This is a genomic window from Nocardiopsis chromatogenes YIM 90109 (assembly GCF_000341185.1).
Taxonomy (GTDB): domain Bacteria; phylum Actinomycetota; class Actinomycetes; order Streptosporangiales; family Streptosporangiaceae; genus Nocardiopsis_A; species Nocardiopsis_A chromatogenes.
On sequence record NZ_ANBH01000343.1, the window covers coordinates 1 to 3,417 of the forward strand.

2 protein-coding genes are annotated in these 3,417 nt (G+C 76.6%); both read left to right on the top strand.

From position 1 onward, the window contains the following. Positions 1 to 1,768 (top strand): type I polyketide synthase (locus D476_RS0129425; RefSeq protein ID WP_026123965.1); only part of this gene is annotated, 1,768 nt, incomplete at its 5' end. An 11-nt stretch (positions 1,769 to 1,779) separates the two neighbouring features. Next, positions 1,780 to 3,417: type I polyketide synthase (locus D476_RS0129430; RefSeq protein ID WP_017627467.1), on the top strand; the 1,638-nt coding region annotated here is incomplete at its 3' end.

Below are 3,417 nucleotides of genomic sequence, written 5' to 3' on the forward strand. Positions count from 1 at the left end.
GCCGGTCGACTGTGCGGCGGCGACCCTGGAGGAGGGCCTCGCCGCGCTCGCGGAGGCCCGCCACCTGCCGGAGTACGTGGTGCTGGACGCGGCCGCACCGGTCCCCGCCCCCGAGGACGCGTCAGTGGTCGGCGAGGCGCACCGCCGCACCGCCGCGGCGGCGGCGCTGGTGCGCGCGTGGCTCGCCGACGAGCGCTTCTCCTCCGCGACCCTGGTGGTGCGCACGGACGGCGCGGTCGCCGCCGACACCTGCGAGGACGTCCCCGATCTGGCGGCGGCGCCGCTGTGGGGGCTGGTCCGCACGGCCCAGGCCGAGCACCCGGGCCGGATCGTCCTGATGGACGCCGCGCCCGAGACCGACCCCGGCCTGGTCGCCGGGGCCCTGGACTCCGGTGAGGAGCAGATCGCGATCCGCGACGGCGCGGCCCTGGTGCCGCGGCTGTCCCGGCCCGCCCCCGGGGACGCGGACGGTGGCCGGGCGGACGGGCCGCCCCCGCTGGACCCCGAGGGCACCGTCCTGGTCACCGGCGGCACCTCCGGCCTGGGGGCGCTCGTGGCCGAGCACCTGGTGGCCCGGCACGGGGTCCGGCACCTGCTGCTCACCAGCCGCCGCGGCGCGGACGCCCCCGGCGCCCGGGAGCTGGCCGAGGCGCTGTCCGGGAAGGGCGCGCGGGTGCGGGTCGCGGCCTGCGACGCCGCCGACGAGGACGACCTGGCCGCGCTGCTGGACGGGATCGACGAGGCGCACCCGCTGACCGCCGTCGTGCACGCCGCCGGTGTGCTGGCGGACGCCACGGTGCCGTCGCTGACCGACGAGCAGGTGCACGCGGCGCTGCGGCCCAAGGTCGACGCGGCCTGGAACCTGCACCGGCTCGTGCCGGACACCGCGGCGTTCGTGCTGTTCTCCTCGGCGGTGGGGCTGGTCGGCAACCCGGGCCAGGGCGCCTACGGCGCGGCCAACGCCTTCCTGGACGCGCTGGCACACCACCGCCACGCGCGGGGGCTGCCCGCAGTGTCGGCGGCGTGGGGGCTGTGGTCCCAGGCCAGCGGCATGACCGCGCACATGTCCGACACCGACGTGCGGCGCCTGGGGCGGCGCGGGATCGCGGCCATGCCCGCCGAGGTGGGGCTGGCCTACTTCGACGCCGCCCTGGGCTGCACCGCCCCGGCCCTGGTCACCGCCCGCGTGGACGCCGGTGCCGCGGACGCGGACCGGATCCCGGTGCTGCGCGGCCTGGCCGGGGCCCGGCCCGCCCGCCCCGCCGCGACGCGGTCGCTGGCCGCCGAGCTCACCGGGCTGGACTCAGCCCAGCAGCACGCGCTGCTGCTGGAGGCGGTGCGCACGACCGCGGCCGAAGTCCTCGGCGCCGACTCGGCCGAGGCCGTCTCCGCGCACGGCGGCTTCCTGGAGCAGGGGTTCGACTCGCTCACCTCGGTCGAGCTGCGGGTCCGGCTGAGCCGGATGGCGGACCTGAAGCTGCCGAGCACCCTCACCTTCGACCACCCCACGCCGGACGCGGTCGCCGCCCACCTGCGGACACTGCTGGCCCCGGACGCGGACGCGGCCGCGCCCGACGTGCTGGGCGAGCTGGACCGGCTGCGGCGGGTGCTGGCCGACGCCGCCGACGACCCCGGCTTCGCGGACGACCGCGCGGCCGTGGCCGCGGCGCTGACGGAGCTGATGGGGCTCGTGGACGCCGACTACGCGATGGCCGCGCACGGCTCCGACGAGGACTTCTTCGCAATGATCGACAACGAGCTGGCCTAGGGGGATCCGCCATGTCGGAAGAGCAGAGGCTGAAGGACTACCTCGGCCGGGTCACCGCGCAGCTGCGGCAGGTCAAGCACCGGCTGCGGGACGTGGAGGCGGCGCGCACCGAGCCCGTCGCGATCGTGGGCACGGCCTGCCGCTACCCCGGCGGGGGGCGGTCGGCCGAGGACCTGTGGCGCCTCGTCGAACAGGGCCGCGACGCGGTCTCGGAGTTCCCCCGCAACCGCGGCTGGGACCTGGAGGCGCTGTACGACACCGACCCGGACCGCAGCGGCGCCTCCTACACCCGCGAAGGCGGGTTCCTGCACGACGCCGACGAGTTCGACGCCGAGTTCTTCGGCCTGTCCCCCCGCGAGGCGACGGCGACCGACCCGCAGCAGCGGCTGCTGCTGGAGTCGTCGTGGGAGGTGCTGGAGAACGCGTCGATCCGCCCGGACGGGCTGCGCGGCAGCGACACCGGCGTGTTCGTCGGCGTGATGGACCAGGAGTACGGCCCGAGCCTGCTGAACCCGTCGGTGGAGGGCACCGACGGGTACCTGCTGACGGGCACCCAGAACAGCGTCGCCTCCGGGCGCATCGCCTACACGCTGGGGCTGGAGGGGCCGGCCGTCACCGTGGACACGGCCTGCTCCTCCTCGCTGGTGGCCACCCACCTGGCGGTGCAGGCCCTGCGGCAGGGCGAGTGCTCGCTGGCCCTGGCCGGGGGCGTCTCGGTCATGTCGACGCCGGGGTTCTTCATCGAGTTCTCCCGGCAGCGCGGGCTGGCGCCGGACGGGCGCTCGAAGTCGTTCGCGGCGGCCGCGGACGGGACCGGCTGGAGCGAGGGCGTCGGCATGCTGGCGCTGGCGCGGCTCTCGGACGCCCGGCGGCTGGGGTACCGGGTGCTGGGGGTGATCCGCGGCACCGCCGTCAACCAGGACGGCAAGAGCAGCAGGCTGAGCGCTCCGAACGGGTCCGCGCAGCGCCGGGTCATCCGGCAGGCGTTGAGCGCCGCCGAGCTGCAGCCCTCCGAGGTGGACGCGGTCGAGGCGCACGGCACCGGGACCGTGCTCGGCGACCCGATCGAGGCCCAGGCCCTGATCGACACCTACGGCCGGGACCGGACCGAGCCGCTGTGGCTCGGCTCCCTGAAGTCGAACGTGGGGCACACGCAGGCGGCGGCGGGTGTCGGCGGCATCATCAAGATGGTCATGGCGATGCGGCACGGGGTGCTTCCCCGGACGCTGCACGTCGACGCCCCCACCCCGCACGTGGACTGGTCGGCGGGCGCGGTGGAGCTGCTCACGTCCGCGCGCGAGTGGCCCGCGGCCGACCGGCCGCGCCGGGCGGGGGTGTCCTCCTTCGGGATCTCCGGCACCAACGCCCACGTGATCCTGGAGGCGGCGCCGGAGGAGGGGCCTGCCGACGGGCCCGTCGGCAGGTCTGCCGATGGGCGTGCCGATGAGTCCGCGGGTGAGCTGGCAGATGAGTCCGCAGACCAGTCCGCCGCCGGACCGGCCGGGGCCGGGGAGGGGAAGGGCTCCGACCGGGTTCCGGTCCCCTACCTGGTGTCGGCGAGGAGCGCGGCGGCGCTGGAGGCGCAGGTCGCCCGGCTCACCGACCACCTGGCCGAGCACCCGGAGCTGGCACCGGCCGATGTGGCCCAC